16 protein-coding genes are annotated in these 15,102 nt (G+C 69.9%); 8 read left to right on the top strand and 8 right to left on the bottom strand.

The window, feature by feature from the left end; genetic code table 11:
- Complete coding sequence (locus I3V78_RS36050) at positions 1-1,053, bottom strand: RluA family pseudouridine synthase (RefSeq protein ID WP_204495096.1); 1,053 nt, start codon at positions 1,051-1,053, stop codon at positions 1-3.
- 26 nt (positions 1,054-1,079) lie between these two features.
- On the bottom strand, positions 1,080-2,207 hold the full coding sequence (gene wecB, locus I3V78_RS36055) for a non-hydrolyzing UDP-N-acetylglucosamine 2-epimerase (protein WP_204496922.1): 1,128 nt from the start codon (positions 2,205-2,207) through the stop codon (positions 1,080-1,082).
- A gap of 91 nt (positions 2,208-2,298) precedes the next feature.
- Here wecB and kdsB point away from each other — a divergent pair, with 91 nt between their 5' ends.
- The 7 genes from kdsB (at position 2,299) to I3V78_RS36090 (ending at position 9,337) form a co-directional block, all read left to right on the top strand.
- A complete protein-coding gene (kdsB, locus tag I3V78_RS36060; RefSeq protein ID WP_204495098.1) occupies positions 2,299-3,039 on the top strand; it encodes a 3-deoxy-manno-octulosonate cytidylyltransferase in 741 nt (246 codons plus the stop codon).
- A gap of 154 nt (positions 3,040-3,193) precedes the next feature.
- Positions 3,194-4,900 carry an ABC transporter ATP-binding protein gene (locus I3V78_RS36065; protein WP_204496923.1) on the top strand — a complete coding sequence of 569 codons (1,707 nt, stop codon included), beginning with the start codon at positions 3,194-3,196 and terminating at the stop codon, positions 4,898-4,900.
- A 358-nt stretch (positions 4,901-5,258) separates the two neighbouring features.
- Positions 5,259-5,492 (top strand): hypothetical protein, encoded by a 234-nt coding sequence (locus I3V78_RS36070; protein WP_204495100.1) that lies wholly within the window; start codon positions 5,259-5,261, stop codon positions 5,490-5,492.
- A 96-nt stretch (positions 5,493-5,588) separates the two neighbouring features.
- On the top strand, positions 5,589-7,217 hold the full coding sequence (locus I3V78_RS36075; RefSeq protein WP_204495102.1) for a CTP synthase: 1,629 nt from the start codon (positions 5,589-5,591) through the stop codon (positions 7,215-7,217).
- On the top strand, positions 7,214-8,041 hold the full coding sequence (gene kdsA / locus I3V78_RS36080; RefSeq protein WP_204495104.1) for a 3-deoxy-8-phosphooctulonate synthase: 828 nt from the start codon (positions 7,214-7,216) through the stop codon (positions 8,039-8,041). Before I3V78_RS36075 ends, kdsA begins: the two co-directional genes overlap by 4 nt.
- A gap of 39 nt (positions 8,042-8,080) precedes the next feature.
- Positions 8,081-8,656 carry a KdsC family phosphatase gene (locus I3V78_RS36085; RefSeq protein ID WP_204495107.1) on the top strand — a complete coding sequence of 192 codons (576 nt, stop codon included), beginning with the start codon at positions 8,081-8,083 and terminating at the stop codon, positions 8,654-8,656.
- Between the two features lie 81 nt (positions 8,657-8,737).
- Positions 8,738-9,337, top strand: a complete 600-nt coding sequence (locus I3V78_RS36090; RefSeq protein WP_204495109.1) for a response regulator — start codon at positions 8,738-8,740, stop codon at positions 9,335-9,337.
- 119 nt (positions 9,338-9,456) lie between these two features.
- On the opposite strand, the gene I3V78_RS36095 is transcribed toward I3V78_RS36090, so the two are convergent.
- The 3 genes from I3V78_RS36095 to I3V78_RS36105 all read right to left on the bottom strand — a co-directional run bounded on the left by I3V78_RS36095 (position 9,457) and on the right by I3V78_RS36105 (position 10,609).
- Positions 9,457-9,921 carry an Hsp20/alpha crystallin family protein gene (locus tag I3V78_RS36095; RefSeq protein ID WP_204495111.1) on the bottom strand — a complete coding sequence of 155 codons (465 nt, stop codon included), beginning with the start codon at positions 9,919-9,921 and terminating at the stop codon, positions 9,457-9,459.
- Positions 9,922-10,056: 135 nt separating this feature from the next.
- Positions 10,057-10,251, bottom strand: coding sequence for a zinc ribbon domain-containing protein (locus I3V78_RS36100; protein WP_204495113.1), 195 nt, complete (start codon positions 10,249-10,251; stop codon positions 10,057-10,059).
- Entirely contained in the window at positions 10,232-10,609 is a 378-nt protein-coding gene (locus I3V78_RS36105) for a DUF309 domain-containing protein (protein ID WP_204495116.1), read from the bottom strand. The genes I3V78_RS36100 and I3V78_RS36105 overlap by 20 nt, the downstream gene beginning before the upstream one ends.
- 42 nt (positions 10,610-10,651) lie before the next feature.
- Here I3V78_RS36105 and I3V78_RS36110 point away from each other — a divergent pair, with 42 nt between their 5' ends.
- Positions 10,652-11,506, top strand: coding sequence for a GspE/PulE/PilB domain-containing protein (locus I3V78_RS36110; RefSeq protein ID WP_204495118.1), 855 nt, complete (start codon positions 10,652-10,654; stop codon positions 11,504-11,506).
- Here the strand turns inward: I3V78_RS36110 and serB are convergent.
- The 3 genes from serB to I3V78_RS36125 form a co-directional block, all read right to left on the bottom strand.
- Positions 11,503-12,696 carry a phosphoserine phosphatase SerB gene (gene serB / locus I3V78_RS36115; RefSeq protein WP_204495120.1) on the bottom strand — a complete coding sequence of 398 codons (1,194 nt, stop codon included), beginning with the start codon at positions 12,694-12,696 and terminating at the stop codon, positions 11,503-11,505. The genes I3V78_RS36110 and serB overlap by 4 nt on opposite strands.
- A 14-nt stretch (positions 12,697-12,710) precedes the next feature.
- Entirely contained in the window at positions 12,711-14,144 is a 1,434-nt protein-coding gene (locus I3V78_RS36120) for a serine/threonine-protein kinase (RefSeq protein ID WP_204495122.1), read from the bottom strand.
- Between the two features lie 114 nt (positions 14,145-14,258).
- Positions 14,259-15,014 (bottom strand): TIGR02266 family protein, encoded by a 756-nt coding sequence (locus I3V78_RS36125; RefSeq protein WP_204495124.1) that lies wholly within the window; start codon positions 15,012-15,014, stop codon positions 14,259-14,261.
- Positions 15,015-15,102: the final 88 nt, after the last annotated feature.

Here is a 15,102-nt window from a genome sequence, read left to right on the forward strand (position 1 = left end):
TTATGCACCCTCCGTCTCGCTGCCGTCGGACTGCCCCGGAGGCCGACCCGCGATGAAGTCCCGGAGATCCTCGGGCAATGGGGACTCGAAGCAAACCGGTTGACCCGTGTCCGGGTGGGGAAAGGCGATGCGCGCGGCGTGCAGCGCGTGGCGGGGCAGGCGCAGGCGCGTCCAGGCTTCCGGCTCCAGGCAGCGCTTGCTGAAGCGGTCGAAGTAGCCCGGATCCGGGCCATACATCTTGTCCCCGACCAGGGGGTGGCCCGCCTCGCGCAGGTGGATGCGGATCTGATGCTGGCGGCCCGTCTCGGGAAAGCAGCGCACCAGGGCGAAGGGCTCCCCCGCGCGCCGGAAGCGCTCGAGCACCTCGAAGCGGGTGTGGCTGGGCCGGCCCGCGACGGGATCGATCCGCACGGCGATGCGGATGAGCTCGGTGCCCTCGGCGATGGGCGCGTCCACGCGGAAGTGGTCCGCCGCGGGGTGGCCCTCGCAGACAGCCAGGTACTCCTTGTGGACCTCGCGGGACATGAAGAGTCGGCCCAGCACCCGGCAGGCCTCGGTGGTGCGTCCACAGACGACCAGTCCGCTCGTCTCGCGGTCCAGGCGGTGGGCGGGCTCCGCGGAGGGCCGGTCCAGGCGCTCGCGCAGCAGGGACACGAGCGTGCCCTTGTCGTAGCGCGCGGTGGGGTGCAGCGGCAGGCCGGCGGGCTTGTCCACCACCACGAGCCAGTCGTCCTCGAAGAGGATGGGCAGGTGGGTGGGCGTCTCGGGTTCGACCCGGGCGGGCCGACGCAGGCGGAAGACGAGCCCGGGGTAGACGGGCGTGGAGGGCTTGAGCCGACGGCCCTCGCCCACGACGCCGCGCTGGATGATGCCCTGGAGCCGCTCGCGCGACAGCCGCCGGAGCTTCTGCGCGAGGTAGCGGTCGAGCCGCCACCCGGCGTAGTTCGGCTCGACGACGAAGGTCGTCTCGGAGAAGCCCTCCGGCACGCCGGTGGACTCACGGACAGGCGCGTCAGAGGGCGCGGGAGAGGCCTCGTCGTCGGTGGGATGCATGCGGCGTGGCGCCGCACTTACCATGCCTAGACGGCGGCGAGACGGGGCGTTTCGCCCACGCCGAGCACCTGCTCGTACAGCCGGGCGATGCGCTCGCCGGAGCGGCCATCCCACATGTCGGGCACGCGGCCCTTCTTCTCGTGGCCATCGAGGATGCGGTCGGCCGCCTGCTGGATGCGGGCGGGGTCGGTGCCCACGACGAGGTTGGTGCCCACGTCCACGGTGACGGGCCGCTCGGTGTTCTCGCGCACGGTGAGGCAGGGGATGCCGAGCACGGTCGTCTCCTCCTGCAGGCCGCCCGAGTCGGTGAAGACGAGCCGGGCCTGGGAGGTGAGGGCGAGGAACTCGAGGTAGCCCAGCGGATCCACCAGGTGCAGGCCCGGGGTGCGCTCCAGGCTCGCGCCCAGCCCCATGTCCGCGATGCGCTTGCGGGTGCGCGGGTGGACGGGGAAGACGACGGGCAGGCGGCTGGCCACGTGGGCGAGCGCCGACAAGAGGCCGCGCAGCGTCTGGGCGTCGTCCACGTTGGAGGCGCGGTGCAGGGTGCACACGGCGTAGCCCCGCGGGCTGAAGCCCAGGTCCTTGAGGGTGGGCAGGCGCAGCGCCTGCTCGCGCGCTCCCAGCAGGGAGTCGATCATCACGTTGCCCACCAGATGGATGCGCGAGCGCTCCAGGCCCTCGCGCAGCAGGTTGGCGTCCGCGTCGGCCGAGGGCGTGAGGAGCAGGTCCGACACGCGATCGGTGAGCAGGCGGTTGATCTCCTCGGGCATGGTGGGGTCGCCGCTGCGCAGGCCCGCCTCCACGTGCGCGAGCTGGATGCCCATCTTCGCCGCCACGAGCGCCCCGGCCAGGGTGCTGTTGACGTCGCCCACGACGGAGACGATGTCGGGCTTCTCGGCGGTGAAGACCTTCTCCAGCTCGAGCATCACCCGGGCCGTCTGCTCGGTGTGACTGCCCGAGCCGATGCCCAGGTGGATGTCCGGCGCGGGCATGCCCAGGTCGGTGAAGAAGACGTCACTCATCTTCACGTCGTAGTGCTGGCCGGTGTGCACCAGGACTTGAGAGAGCACGCCGCGCTCACGGATGGCCCGATGGATGGGCGCGACCTTCATGAAATTGGGGCGAGCCCCGACGATGTGGAGAACCTTCATGATGGCCGAAGCTATGCATGGTCACCTGTTAGGCCAGTGCTCCACGGACCGGGGGGGCCATGCAGCGTCCTGAATCTGATAGACAGCCCGTCTCATGCCCGCGCCCTACCCCGTCGCCGTCATCCCCGCCCGCTACGCCAGCACGCGTTTTCCCGGCAAGCCCCTGGCGCTCATCGCCGGCCGGACGATGATCGAGCACGTGTGGCGGCGCTGTCAGGAGGCGCGCGTGTTCGCGGACGTGCTGGTGGCCACGGATGACCGGCGCATCCAGGACGAGGTGGCGCGCTTTGGCGGCACGGCGGTGATGACGTCGCCGGACTGCGCCACGGGCACGGACCGGGTGGCCGAGGTGGCCCGGGCCCGCGCGGACGTGGAGGTGTGGGTGAATGTGCAGGGAGATGAGCCGCTGGTGGACCCGGAGTCCCTGCGGGTGCTGGCGGGCCTCTTCGCCGACCCGGAGGTGCAGATGGGCACGCTGGTGCGGCCGTTGGACGCCGAGGAGGTGCACAACCCCCATGTGGTGAAGGCGGTGCTGGCGGTCAACGGGGACGCGCTCTACTTCAGCCGCGCCGCCCTGCCCTTCGTGCGCGAGCCCGCCGAGGGGCCTCCCGTGCCGCGCTGGGCCCACCTGGGGCTGTACGGCTACCGGCGTCCGGCGCTGATGCGGCTCGCGCGGCTGAGCCCCACCCCGCTGGAGGGCGCGGAAAAGTTGGAGCAACTCCGAGCGCTGGAGCACGGCGTGCGCATCCGCTGTGGGCAGGTGACGGGCCGCTCGGTGGCGGTGGACGTGCCCGGGGACGTGGCCCGGGTGGAAGCGCTGCTGCGCGGCGGCTGAGCCGGGCGGCCAGGCGGGCGGCGCACCGGCTGGAGGCGGGGAAACTCCCACCGGGCCCGCGCCGCGTTAGGCTGCGCGCGTGTCCGACCCCGCTCCGACCCCCGCTCCCGCCAACAAGAAACCCCGCTTCTCCCGCGTCACGTTCCGCCGCATCATGGGACTGGCCCGGCCCCAGGCGCGCCGCATCCTGCTGGGCACGCTCTTCCTGCTCGTGGCCAGCGCGCTCGGGCTCGTGTACCCGAAGGTCATCGGCGACATCATCGACCAGGCGCTGCACGCGGGGGACCGCGCCCGCATCGACCGCATCGCCCTGGCCATGGTGGGCGTCTTCCTCGTGCAGGGCGTGGCCATGGCGCTGCGCTACTACCTGTTCACCACCGCGGGCGAGCGCGTGGTGACGCGGCTGCGCCAGGATCTCTTCCAGAGCCTCTTGTCCCAGGAGGTGGGCTTCTTCGACGAGCGCAAGACGGGTGAGCTCACCAACCGGCTGTCCTCGGACACCACGGTGCTGCAGAACACGGTGAGCGTGAACATCTCCATGGCGCTGCGCAACGCGGCCCAGGCGCTCGGCGGCATCGCGCTCCTGCTCTACACCTCGCCGGTGCTCACCGCGCTGATGCTCGCCATCGTGCCCGCGGTGGCGGTGGGCGCGGTGTCCTACGGGCGCAAGGTGCGTGGGCTGTCCAAGGAGGCCCAGGACGCGCTGGCCGCCGCCAACGAGGTGGCCGAGGAGAGCCTGTCGGGGGTGCGCACCGTGCGGTCCTTCGCCGCCGAGCGCCACGAGGTGGAGCGCTACCGCTCCGCCACCGAGCGCGCGTACGACGTGGCGCGCCGGCGCATCATGCAGTCCTCGTACTTCCTCGCGGGCGCCTCCTCCGCGGGCTACCTCGCCTCGGCGGTGGTGCTCTGGTACGGCGGGCGGCTGGTGTTGGACGGTGCCATGACGGTGGGCAACCTCACCTCCTTCCTCATCTACTCGCTCATGGTGGCCGTGGCCCTGGGGTCGCTGGCGGACCTGTGGGCGGACTTCATGCGCGCCTCGGGCGCGGCCGAGCGGGTGTTCGAGCTGACGGACCGCGTGCCGGCCATCCCCGCCTCCGGGGGCGAGCGGCTGGCGAGCGTGCGCGGCCACGTGGAGTTCCAGGACGTGCGCTTCGCCTACCCCACGCGCCGGGACGTGCCGGTGCTCAAGGGCGTGCACCTGGACGTGGCCCCGGGCGAGGTGGTGGCCATCGTGGGCCCCTCGGGCGCGGGCAAGTCCACCATCGCCGCGCTGCTCGCGCGCATGTACGACCCGCAGGAGGGCCGGGTGCGGCTGGACGGGCGGGAGCTCACCGGACTCGACCCGGAGTGGCTGCGCCAGCAGGTGGGCACGGTGGCCCAGGAGCCCATGCTCTTCGCCTCGTCCATCGCGGACAACATCCGCTACGGCCGGCCGGCCGCCTCGGACGCCGAGGTGGAGGCCGCCGCGCGCGCCGCCAACGCCCACGACTTCGTCTCCCGCTTCCCCGAGGGCTACCGCACCCTGGTGGGCGAGCGCGGCGTGCAGCTGTCCGGCGGCCAGAAGCAGCGAATCGCCATCGCCCGCGCGGTGCTCAAGGATCCGCGCCTGCTCGTGCTCGACGAGGCGACGAGCGCCCTGGACGCCGAGAGCGAACACCTGGTGCAGGAGGCCCTGGAGCGGCTGATGCAGGGGCGCACCACGCTCATCATCGCCCACCGGCTGTCCACGGTGGTGGGCGCGGACCGGGTGGTGGTGATGGAGGGCGGCCAGGTGGTGCAGAGCGGCGACCACGCCACGCTCATGGGCCAGGAGGGCCTGTACCGGCGGCTCGTGGAACGTCAGTTCGTGGCCGCGTGAGCCCCGCCCGCTCGCCTGGCTGCTCGACGGGCGGCCTCGAAAACGCCGCCCGACGGGTGGCGCGGCGCGAAGCGGGTGATTAGTAAATCCTCCGCAGACGAAAGGAGGTGATGCCTTGACTGAAAGCAAGAGTCAGGCGTCCACCTCCGTCGGCACGGCCCGCTGATCAAGCGTCCGTCCGGCGGAAGTTGACGCCGAAGGTAGTCCGGCCCGCCCGGGCCCACGCACCCCACCATTCGACGGGGCCGTGGACCGGGCGGGCCTTTTTTCGTCGTCCGCCTCGGGAATGGCGGCGCGACGCTCCTGTTGCACGCCCTACGAGGGGGGACGGTTTCGTTTCATTCGCTGGAGACCCGACTTGTCCATCACGCCCTGTCCGAGCCCGCTGCCTTCCGCCTTGCGCGACGAATCGGTGGTGGAGGTCCAACGCAATCTGTTCTGTTACAACTATGACGCCTGCCTGCACCTGGCGGTGAAGCGCGCCTGGGATGGCTGGACGTGCCGTCACTGCCCGCTGAAGAACCAACGGGGCGCCGTGCCCCAGGCCCGCGACTACGCCGAGAGCCGGCCCCGGAGCCAGGGCCAGGACTGACGCGGCCCCGCACTGGCCGTCCTGGCGGACGGGTGCGCCCGGGGCCCGGGACGGACAAAACATTGACGCCCCGGGCCTCTCTTGGCAGGAAGGGCCATGCGCTCCAAGAAGACCAAGTTCATCTTCGTGACCGGCGGCGTCGTGAGCTCGCTGGGCAAGGGGCTCGCGTCCGCGTCCATCGGCGCCCTGCTGGAGAACCGCGGGCTCGATCTCACCCTGCTCAAGCTCGACCCGTACATCAACATCGATCCGGGCACCATGAGCCCGTTCCAGCATGGCGAGGTCTTCGTCACCGACGACGGCGGCGAGACCGACATGGATCTGGGGCATTACGAGCGGTTCACCAACGCGCGCATGTCCCGGCTCAACAACTTCACCACCGGGCGCATCTACCACTCCGTCATCCAGAAGGAGCGCCGGGGCGAGTACCTGGGCAAGACCGTCCAGGTGATTCCGCACATCACCGATGAGATCAAGTCCTGCATCCGCCAGGCGGCGCAGGGCGTGGACGTGGTCATCGTCGAGGTGGGCGGCACGGTGGGCGACATCGAGTCCCTGCCCTTCCTCGAGGCCATCCGCCAGATGCGCTACGACGTGGGCGCGGGCAACACCATCTACATCCACCTGACGCTGCTGCCGTACATCGGCGCCGCGGGCGAGGTGAAGACCAAGCCCACCCAGCACTCGGTGATGAAGCTGCGGGAGATCGGCATCCAGCCCGACTTCCTCATCTGCCGCACGGACCGGGAGATCTCGCGCGAGCTCAAGGACAAGATCGCCATGTTCTGCAACGTGGAACCGGGCAACGTGTTCACCTCGCCGGACGTGCGCAGCATCTACGAGCTGCCCCTGGAGCTGCACCGCCAGGGCCTGGACGAGCGGCTCACCGAGACGCTCAACATCTGGAGCCGGGCGCCCCGGCTCGAGCGCTGGGAGGACATCTGCCGCAAGGTGTACGCGCCGGGCCGGGGCGAGGTCACCATCGCCATGGTCGGCAAGTACGTGGACCTCAAGGAGAGCTACAAGAGCCTCAACGAGGCCCTGATGCACGGCGGCATCGCCAACGACGTGAAGGTGAACCTGCGCTTCGTGGACTCGCAGGAGGTGGAGGACAAGGGCCCGGAGAAGATCCTCGGGGACGTGGACGCCATCCTCGTGCCCGGCGGCTTCGGCGTGCGCGGCACCGAGGGGAAGATCTCCGCGGTGAGGTACGCGCGGGAAAAGCGCGTGCCCTTCTTCGGCATCTGCCTGGGCCTGCAGATGGCGGTGGTGGAGTTCAGCCGCCACGTGCTGGGGCTCGCGGGCGCCAACTCGCTCGAGTTCAACGAGCACACCCCGCACCCGGTGGTGACGCTCATGGAGAGCCAGGTGAAGGTGCAGGACAAGGGCGGCACCATGCGCCTGGGCACCTATTCCTGCGCGCTCAAGCCGGACTCGCTCGCGCACCAGCTCTACGGCGAGGACATCATCCACGAGCGCCACCGCCACCGCTACGAGGTGAACAACCTCTACCGCGGCCGCATGCAGGAGGCGGGACTCGTGGTGTCCGGCCACAACCCCGAGCTCAACCTCGTGGAGATGATCGAGCTGCCCGGCCACCCCTACTTCGTGGGCTGCCAGTTCCACCCGGAGTTCAAGAGCAAGCCCTTCGCGCCCCACCCGCTCTTCTCCGGCTTCATCCGCGCGGCGCTCGCGCAGCGTGACGGGGCGAGGACCCAGGCATGAGCACCATCCAACTGTGCGGCCACACGGTGGGCGCGGGCCAGAAGCTCTTCGTCATCGCCGGCCCGGACAGCATCGAGTCCGAGGACATGGCGCTGCGCCACGCGCGCCTGCTCAAGGAGATGACGTCGCGGCTGGGCGTGCCCTACGCCTTCAAGTGCTCCTACGACAAGGCCAACCGCACGAGCGGCAAGTCCTTCCGCGGCCCCGGCCTCAAGGAAGGCCTGCGCATCCTGGAGCGCATCAAGCGGGAAGTCGGCGTGCCCATCCTCACCGACGTCCACGAGACGAGCCACGTGGGCCCCGCGGCCGAGGTGGTGGACATCATCCAGATTCCCGCCTTCCTCTGCCGCCAGACGGACCTCGTGGAGGCCGTGGCCCGCACGGGCAAGGGCGTCAACCTCAAGAAGGGCCAGTTCGTGGCCCCCAAGGACATCGTCCACTCGGCCCGCAAGGCCGTGGAGACGGGCAACCCCAACGTGCTCGTCACCGAGCGCGGCGCCACCTTCGGCTACAACAACCTCGTGGTCGACATGCGCGGCTTCGCCCAGATGCGCGAGGCCGGCCTCGTCGTCTGCTTCGACGCCACCCACTCCGTCCAGCTCCCGTCTTCCGGGGATGGCCAGACTGGCGGGGAACGGAAGTTCGTCTCGCTGCTCGCGCGGTCCGCCGCGGCGGCCGGTATAGACGCGCTTTTCACGGAAGTGCATGAAGACCCGGACCGTGCCTTGTGTGACGGACCGTGTTCACTGTCCCCCCAGATGTTCGAGGACGTGCTACGTCAGGTACTCGCTATCCGACGTGCCCTCGGGCACGAGCCGGCCTAGCGAATCGAAGTCGGCCAAGGGGAATCCAAGGGTCACGACATGACGGAGCTGCCCAAACCCAGCCGGGACGAGTTGACGGAGCGCGCGCGCCGCGTTCGGGTACTCGTGTTCGACGTGGACGGCGTCCTCACGGACGGCGGGCTGTACTACGGCGATGGGGGCGAGCTCATGAAGCGCTTCGACGTGAAGGACGGGCACGGGCTGGTGATGGCGAGGCACGCGGGTCTGCGCACCGCCATCCTCACCGCGCGCTCCTCCTCCATCGTGGAAACGCGGGGCCGTGAGCTGGGCGTCTCCGTCATCTTCCAGGGTCGCAAGGACAAGACCGCGGGCTTTCGCGAGCTGCTCACCCAGCTCGCGGTCGCGCCCGAGGAGTGCGCCTACATGGGAGATGACATCAACGACCTGGGACCCTTGGGCCTGGCGGGGCTGTCGGCCTGCCCGGCGGACGCGGCCTCCGAGGTGCGGCAGGAAGTGCATTACATCGCGCGCAACCGGGGTGGTCAGGGCGCCGCGCGTGAGCTGGTCGAGTTGTGCTTGAGGGCGACGGGGCAGTGGGAAGCCACCGTTCAACACATGAAGGCCCCCGAGGCCCTACAAGCTGTCAAGTTGTGAAAGCAAAGAATTTTCGCTTCCCCGGTAGGTGTCCTATCCTATGAAGGCCGGAATGAAGCAGGGCAGAGTGAGGGGAGTTCGATGACGGATCAGCTCTACACGACCCACGACATCAGTCGGTTGCTCCAGGTGGACCCGTCCACGGTGAGCAAGTGGATCGATCGCGGAATCCTCATGGCGTTCCGGACACCGGGTGGTCACCGGCGGGTGCGCTCGGCGGATCTGCGCACGTTCCTCATCACCCATCAGATGCCGGTGCCCGAGGAGTTGGGCAGCAGCACCGTGCGCCTGTTGGTGGTGGATGACGAGCGCCAGGTCCTGGATGCCATCAAGCGTGCGTTCAAGCCGTACGCCAACCAGGTGGAACTGCAGACGACCACCAGCGGCGTCGAGGCGCTCCTGCTGGTGTCCGAGCAGAAGCCCCACGGCATGCTCATCGACTTGAACATGCCCGACATCGACGGCATCGAGGTCTGCCGCCGCATCCGCGCGCGCAAGCAGATGGAGGGCGTGCGGCTCATCACCATGACGTCCGCCCACTCGAGCGACGTGGTGGAGCAGTCCAAGCAGGCCGGCGCCGTGGCGTGCCTGCCCAAGCCCCTGGACGTGCAGCAGGTGCTGGACTTGTTCCGCGTGCCGCTGGCGCTCGGCGGCACCGCGCAGGACGCGCTCAAGCGCTAGGCGCGACGCGCGCCACCCCAGGGCCCCCTTCTGGCGGCCCTGGTGGGCGGCGCATGCGCGATGCGGGCTTCGTCCGACAGGAGGAAGCGAGCCCCCGAGGGGGCTCGCTCCTTCCCGGCCTAGCCATTCACCTTCACTTCCACCACGCGCGGCTTGGTCTCCTCCCGACGCGGCAGCGTCAGGGTGAGCACGCCGTTGTCGTAGCGGGCCTCCACGCGCGACGCGTCCACCGTGCGCGGCAGCGCGAAGGAGCGCGTGTACACGCCGAAGCCGCGCTCCAGGCGGCGCGCGCCCTCGGTCTTCTGGGTCTCGGCGGAGGGGTCGCGCTTGCGCTCGGACGTGAGCGTCAGCGTGTCGTTCTCCACGCGCACCTGGATGCTCTTGGCGTCGTGGCCCGGCAGGTCCACCTGCAGGGTGATGCCCTCGGCGCTCTCGAAGATGTCGGCGGCGGGGATGAATTCGCGCGCGCCCGTCTGGCGCACGGACAGGTCACGGAAGAGCTGGTCGAACTCCCTCATCACCAGAGGGCCCAGCGCCACGGCACCATTGCTCGTCTCGAACGGGTTCCAACGGCTGTTCTGCATGGACGTCTCCTGTTCGCGCCGCACTCCTCACGGAGCCGCGGCACGCGGTTGAGATTGAACTTTCGGGTTCGTGAGCCGCCCCGCGACTCACACATCCAAGAGAACCATGCTTCGGAACGTGTCAAGCCACGCCGCTCAGTCGTCCTCGCGCCCGAGGGAAATGGAGACGGCGTCCTCCTCGCGCGAGACGTGCACCACCCAGGGCCGGCAGCACACCGGGCAGTCCTCCGTATACGTCTCCGAGGAGACCCCCACGGGGTCGGCCGATACGTCCACGGCCTCACCGCAATACGGGCACTGATGGGACTGCTCATCGGCGAAGGGTTGCATCAGACGCTCCTTGCTCCGGGGTGACCCACCGGGCGAGCAGGGGCCTGTCGGTGTGCTCACCCGTACGCCAGTAGGAGATGCCGTGGCGTAAACCCTCCACGTCCACGCCCTCGTACCGGGCGGGCAACGACGACAGCCTGTCGAGTGCTCGGGAGAAGAGCCGCGGGGGGCCCACCTGGTTGCCCGCCTCGCGTTTGAGCCAGCCCGCCGCCACGAGGATGAGGCCCTGCAGGAGCGCGCGCCGGGGCCCCTCGGCCACGCGCCAGCCGTCCTCCCAGACGTCGTGGGCCGCGTGGAAGGCGCCCGTGTCGAAGAGCGTCACGCCCTCGCGGAGGCAATCGGGGAAGCGGTGGGGCATCGAAACGCGACTCCGGCCAGCATCCCCCTTACACTGAGGAGCATGGCCTCACCTCGCAACCGTATCGGAGAGATTCTCGTCAAGGCCCGGGTCATCGACGAGATGCAGCTGCGCAGCGCGCTCGCCCAGCATGACCAGTGGGGCGGCCGCCTCACGCGCATCATCAGCGACATGGGCATCACCGCCGAGGACACCCTCACCCAGGCCGTGGCCGATGGGCTCGGCATGCAGCGCATGCAGCTAGGCACCACCAAGGACGCGGGAGCGCTCGCCAAACTGGACGTCACCTTCGCCGAGCAGAAGGGCATCTTCCCGGTGTCCCTGCGCGACAACGGCAAGACGCTCGTGCTGGCCATGGCGGACCCCACGGACCTGGCGACCATCGACAAGGTGGCCGCCCTGAGCCGCACCCGCGTCATCACCGTGGTGGCGGGCGACCGGGAGATCGAGAACGCCATCCAGCGGCACTACCGCAACATGGAGCCGTCCCAGTCGGCGGGCAACGTGCGCGCCCCCACGGGCAAGAAGTCCGGCGGGGACGAGGACGAGTTCAAGATCGTCGACATGAGCGGCAAGACGGTGATGAAGGCCATCACCGACATCGCGCCGAACGTGGCCCGGGAGAACGCGGCCCGCCAGGCGGCGCCCAGCGCCCCCATGCCCGCGCGTCCGAGCCTGTCGACGAGCGCGTCGGACCTGCTCGATGAGATCCTCAACGCCTCGCCGCCCGCCGCCGAGGCGTTCTCCGCCGAGGAGATGCAGCGGCTGCAGGCGGTGCAGCAGAACCAGGAGAAGAGCTCGAAGATCCTCCGGGCGCTCCTGGAGCTGCTCCTGGAGAAGCAGCAGTTTCAGCAGCGCGAGCTCGCCGCGCGCATGCGCGCCTCGCAGGGCAGCTAGTCGCGCACCTCCTGGACCTCCCGCGCGGTGAGGCCCAGGAGGTAGAGGATGGTGTCCAACCCGCCCGCGGAGATGGAGGCGGCGGCCGCCTGGCGCAGCTTGGGCTTGGCGCGAAAGGCGATGCCCAGCCCCGCGCGCTCGAGCATCAACAAGTCATTGGCGCCATCGCCCACGGCGATGACCTGCTCGCGCAGGAGGCCCTGCTCGTGGGCGATCTGCTCCAGCAGCTCCGCCTTGCGCCGCGCGTTGACGATGGGTCCCAGGGTGCGGCCCGTGAGCTTGCCGTCCACCACCTCCAGGACGTTGGAGTGCGCCGCGTCGATGCCGAGCCGGGCCTGGAGCGCCTCGGCCGCCACGGAGAAGCCGCCGCTGAGGATGGCGGTGCGGTAGCCCAGGCGCTTGAGCACGCGGATGAGCGTCTCGGCGCCCTCCGTCAGGGGCAGGCGGGCCGCGAGGTCGCGCAGCACCCGCTCGTCCAGACCGGCGAGCAGCGCCACGCGCTGGCGCAGGGACTCGTCGTAGTCCATCTCCCCGTGCATGGCGCGCTCGGTGATGCGCGACACCTGCTCGCCCACGCCGTGCGCGCGCGCCAGCTCGTCGATGACCTCGATGCGGATGAGCGTGGAGTCCATGTCCATCACCACCAGCCGCTTGGCGCGCCGGTAGAGGCCCTCCGGCTGCAAGGCCACGTCGAAGGCCGTCGTGGACATGGCCAGCTCCAGCAGCGAGCGCCGCAGCGGCTGGGACGCGTGGCCGGGCGGCAGCGTGACGTGCAGCTCCAGCGAGCCGGGCTCCACGTCGGACAACCGGTGGAGCCGCACGATGTGGGCCCCATGCTGGGCCAGCCGCTCCGTCACCGCGTGCACCTCGCGGGCCCCGAGCGAGCGGCCCACCAGGGTGACGACATGGCGGCTGGCGACGAGGCCCTCCTCGGCGGGCGCGGGAGAGACATCCAGGGAGAGCCCCAGCGCCTGGACGGCGGCGGCCAGGGCCTCGCGCGCGCCCGGCGCCTCGGGCGGGCGCACCACCAGACACAGGGTGAGCTGGCCGCGCACCGTCACCTGCTCGAGGTCCAGCAGGACCACGCCCTGGTCCGCGAGCAGGCCCGTCAGCCGGGCGGTGATGCCCGGCTGGTCCCGGCCGGTGAGGGTGAGCAGGAGCGCTTCGGAGGACGGGGCACGGGAGGACATGGCGGCTCGCGGCGCTAGCGCGGTTCCGAGGAGAGGATGAGATCGCCCTTGGTGAGGAAGGGCGCCTCGGGGAAGGCCTTGTAGAACTCCTCGAGCATGGCATCGAGGTCCGGGTAGCGCTGCTCCACCTTGTCCTGGGTCATCTTGTCGAAGATGGCGTCCAGGCCGGCGGGGGCCTCGGGGTTGACCTCGGAGGGCAAGGGCGAGCGGCGGCCGGGAATCTGCCCGGTGAGCATCTCGTAGAGCAGGATGCCCAGGCCGTAGACGTCCGACGCGGGACCCGCCTCCTTGGCCCGGTGGGGCTGGAGCAGCTCGGGCGCCAGGTACACCATGCCGCCGGCGCCCACGAACACCTGGGGCAGGCCCTTGGACGAGTCCTGCTCCACCACGCGGCTCAGGCCGAAGTCGCCCAGCTTCGCGTTGCCGTGCAGGTCGAAGAGCACGTTCTCCGGCTTGAGGTTGTGGTGGGTGAGGCCCACGGCGTGCGCGGCGCGCAGCGCGTAGGCCAGTTGCAGGAAGCAGCGCTGGGCGAAGGGCACGGGCACGCCCTTGCCCCCGCCCTGCTCCAGCTCGTGCTTGAGGTTGCCCTGCAAGAGCTCGAGCACGAAGTAGGGCCGCGCCGTCTCGGTGTTCTGGTCCAGCACCTGCACGATGCCGGGGTGGCGCACCTGGGCCTGGGCGCACAGCTCGCGCTTGAGCCGCTTGAGCACCTCCCCGCGCTGCAGGAAGGAGAAGTAGCCGAAGATGTCCTTGAGCTCCTTCACGCAGATGTCGAGCCCCAGCGCGTTGAAGCGGCCCTTGCTGGTGGTGCCCAGCGGACCCGCGCCGATGGTGTCGAGCTTCTGGTAGCGCTGATCCAACAGCTCGGCGCCCTTGGACGCGGGCGCGGAGGACACGGGCGAAGCGGACACGGCGGGGGGAGGAGTCATGGGAGCGGACGGAGCCACGGCGGGAGCGGAAACGGGCACCGAGGGCGGCGCGGCGGAAGCGGACGGCTCCACCGCGAAGGCCCCGGAGGGACGCGCGCGAGGCAGGGCCGGCGGCTCCGCGCTCCGCTTCCCCTCCTCGAGCATGCTGTCGGGCGGCGGCGGCGGCCGGCGGGCGTTCATCTCCTCGGCGAGCAGCGCGGCGGCTTCGGACAGGCCCAGCTGCTCGGCGAAGAACTCCTCCACCGGCTGGATGAACTGCTCGTGCTGACCCCCGTCCACCGCCCGCTCTCCCAGCTCGGTCAGGCGGAGCTGGGCCTCGCGGGGGTCCAGGCTGATGTAGTGGTACTTGCGCAGGAAGAGGTAGTAGCTGTCGAACTCCAGCGAGACGGACGGCTCGAGGGTGGCCTTCACATCGGCCAGCTTGTTCGAGCGGCCCAACCGGCCGTTCTCCCTCAGGCTCTGGAGGATGAACAGCGCCTCGCCGCAGACGGTGTCGCGGTGGATGGGGGGCGTGGGCATGGGGGGCGGACTCTACGCTGTCAGCGTCCGCCGTCCAATCAACGCCCCACACTCCCCGTCGGAGAATCGGCGGGGGGCTTTTCAGGGGCGCTTCAGGGGCGCTTCAGGGGCGCTTCAGGCGATGTGGAGCAGCTGCTTCACCGTCTCCAGCACTTCCTGGAAGCGCACCGGCTTGCGCAGGTAGATGTCCACCCCGAGCTGCATGGCGCGCTCGCGGGCCTCGGGGCCCCCCGCGGAGATGGCCACCACGGGAATGGAGCGCAGGGCCTCCTCGGCGCGGATGCGCTCGATGAGGGCGAAGCCATCCATCACCGGCATGTACAGGTCCGTCATCACCAGACTGAAGCGGCTGGAGCGCAGGGCCTGCAGGGCATGGTGGCCGTCCGGGGAGAAATGCACCTCCAGGGGGATCTGCCCTCCCAGCTCGCCGCTCGCCAGCTTCTTGAGCACGTAGCTGTACATCTCGATGATGTGCGGGTTGTCCTCGACGATGAGGACGCGATAGCCCTCCGCGGGGTGGGTCGCGCGGTCCGATGGGCGGGTCTGTCCTGATGCACTCAAGATGTCACCCAATCGCTGCCGGTCCTCATCGCGCACCACCCGGATGCCCACTCCCGCCGGGGCCTCGGGCGACACGGGCCGTACCCAGGCCACCGTTCCCACGACTTCTACCGGATCCACCAGCCCCGGGAAAGAAAGTGCCAAGCCCACCTGCTGGCCCTGGGTGAACGAACGATCCGTCTGCACGAAGATTCCTCCGCGCGACAGATTCTCCGTCACCTCCGCCATGCGGGACTGATCCGGAAACCGAACCCGCAGCACGAGCGGCACTCGGGGCTCCTCTCGTTTATCTTCTGATCCCCGATTCATAACAAAGTGTTGAAATCGCTCGGATTTTCGCTGATGCGGCGCAGTGTAGCGCCGTGGGTTTATGTTGACAACGCGGGCGTCAGGGACT

The organism is Archangium primigenium, assembly GCF_016904885.1.
GTDB classification, from domain to species: domain Bacteria; phylum Myxococcota; class Myxococcia; order Myxococcales; family Myxococcaceae; genus Cystobacter; species Cystobacter primigenius.

What these genes read in the sequence shown, in the direction of transcription:
- I3V78_RS36050 (WP_204495096.1), bottom strand. Translation starts at nt 1,053, where the DNA reads ATGCATCCCACCGACGACGAGGCCTCTCCCGCGCCCTCTGACGCGCCT.
- kdsB (WP_204495098.1), top strand. Translation starts at nt 2,299, where the DNA reads ATGCCCGCGCCCTACCCCGTCGCCGTCATCCCCGCCCGCTACGCCAGC.
- I3V78_RS36065 (WP_204496923.1), top strand. Translation starts at nt 3,194, where the DNA reads ATGGGACTGGCCCGGCCCCAGGCGCGCCGCATCCTGCTGGGCACGCTC.
- I3V78_RS36075 (WP_204495102.1), top strand. Translation starts at nt 5,589, where the DNA reads ATGCGCTCCAAGAAGACCAAGTTCATCTTCGTGACCGGCGGCGTCGTG.
- kdsA (WP_204495104.1), top strand. Translation starts at nt 7,214, where the DNA reads ATGAGCACCATCCAACTGTGCGGCCACACGGTGGGCGCGGGCCAGAAG.
- I3V78_RS36085 (WP_204495107.1), top strand. Translation starts at nt 8,081, where the DNA reads ATGACGGAGCTGCCCAAACCCAGCCGGGACGAGTTGACGGAGCGCGCG.
- I3V78_RS36090 (WP_204495109.1), top strand. Translation starts at nt 8,738, where the DNA reads ATGACGGATCAGCTCTACACGACCCACGACATCAGTCGGTTGCTCCAG.
- I3V78_RS36095 (WP_204495111.1), bottom strand. Translation starts at nt 9,921, where the DNA reads ATGCAGAACAGCCGTTGGAACCCGTTCGAGACGAGCAATGGTGCCGTG.
- I3V78_RS36100 (WP_204495113.1), bottom strand. Translation starts at nt 10,251, where the DNA reads ATGCAACCCTTCGCCGATGAGCAGTCCCATCAGTGCCCGTATTGCGGT.
- I3V78_RS36105 (WP_204495116.1), bottom strand. Translation starts at nt 10,609, where the DNA reads ATGCCCCACCGCTTCCCCGATTGCCTCCGCGAGGGCGTGACGCTCTTC.
- I3V78_RS36110 (WP_204495118.1), top strand. Translation starts at nt 10,652, where the DNA reads ATGGCCTCACCTCGCAACCGTATCGGAGAGATTCTCGTCAAGGCCCGG.
- serB (WP_204495120.1), bottom strand. Translation starts at nt 12,696, where the DNA reads ATGTCCTCCCGTGCCCCGTCCTCCGAAGCGCTCCTGCTCACCCTCACC.
- I3V78_RS36120 (WP_204495122.1), bottom strand. Translation starts at nt 14,144, where the DNA reads ATGCCCACGCCCCCCATCCACCGCGACACCGTCTGCGGCGAGGCGCTG.
- I3V78_RS36125 (WP_204495124.1), bottom strand. Translation starts at nt 15,014, where the DNA reads ATGAATCGGGGATCAGAAGATAAACGAGAGGAGCCCCGAGTGCCGCTC.